Annotated in this window: 1 protein-coding gene; it reads left to right on the forward strand. The window is 55.7% G+C overall.

Features of this window, described 5'->3' with window-relative positions; translation table 11 throughout:
- Positions 1 to 430 precede the first annotated feature (430 nt).
- Positions 431 to 1,349 (forward strand): helix-turn-helix domain-containing protein (locus PAECUDRAFT_RS24260; protein ID WP_040714376.1); only part of this gene is annotated, 919 nt, incomplete at its 3' end.

Below are 1,349 nucleotides of genomic sequence, written 5' to 3' on the forward strand. Positions count from 1 at the left end.
CCTGCTTCGCCTTAATCGCAGCCATCGTCCCCGCCGTTCCGCCGCCCACGATGACGACATCCGCTGTATATTCTCTCGTCTCCATGCTTGGATTCACCCTTTCTCACGCTTCTAAGCGATCGTTAGCCATACCAAAAAGGAGATGCGCATTTTACCCGTGGCAAGGCAAAACGGACATCTCCAGTGGGCCGGTCGATAATTCCGATTTGTTTGGTTGTATTTGATCGAAACGAATGTAGCATGGGCTCAAAAGCATCGTCAATGCAATGAATACAATCGACTACCTGTGACTACGAATGATAAATTTACCCATGAAATGGAAATGAAAAGGGTTGCCGAATACCAGCGGATAGGCTAGACTATTATAAATGTTAAATTCCAATGCGTTTAGTCGGGTATTAGGCGATAAATGAAGGAGAGGGGCGTCCTCATGCCGAATGGAAAGTTGCCTTACGTCACGCTGCAGCAAGCGATGGATATGCTTGGCGTCAGCCGTTCCACGATCGACCGTTGGCGGAGAAACAAGCGTCTGCCTTACGTCCAGATTGGCAAAGAAATTATGATCGACCCCGTTCATCTGGACGAGTGGATCCGGGCGCACGCCATCGTTCGAACGCCGGGCACTCCTGCCTTCTGCGAGCGGAATGCCCCTATCACCGTTACGATCGGCTATCAAAGCGCGACTGCGCATATGTGGAGCCCGCTGCTCATTCGAGGACTGAAGCTGTTCGAGCAGGAGCTTGCCGCCCTGCGTCTCCCCTTAGCCGTACAAGTGGAATGGCGCGATGCGGCCAGCGGCCTAAGCCTTGTTGAAGCGATGATCGGCGGGCATGTCCAAATCGCTTCGCTTGGCGACTATCCGATCATGATGAGCCAGCGCCTAAGCCGTATGCTGCCCGACTTCGATGCTGTCCTGCTCGCCTTCGACGGCAAGACAGCCGGCGGGCGCGGCATCTCGGTCGCCGTTGCGAGCGATAAGACAGAGACGCGAGAGGAATTGCCGTTTGAGCGGATCGCAACCGTGCCCCACTCCAGCGCAGGCTGTCGATTGAATCGGCTAATGCGCGCCTCGGGCCGGTCGAACCTGCGGGTGGAGCATTGCACGATGAAGGAAAGCTGGGACGGGCTCGTCGATCGCAAAATTGAGGCCAGCGTCATGTGGGAACCGTACATCAGCCTTGCGCAATATGTCGGCGCGGGCAGCGTGTTGTTCGAGGAGGGCATCGGCGAGGACTATCTAACCGGCGTCGTCGCCAGCACCCAATGGGCTCGGAGCAACGAGGATATCGTCATCGCTTATTTGAAGGCCCATCTTCGCGCCCACCAATACATGCGGGACAACCCAATCG

Source organism: Paenibacillus curdlanolyticus YK9, from assembly GCF_000179615.1.
Lineage (GTDB): Bacteria > Bacillota > Bacilli > Paenibacillales > Paenibacillaceae > Paenibacillus_T > Paenibacillus_T curdlanolyticus.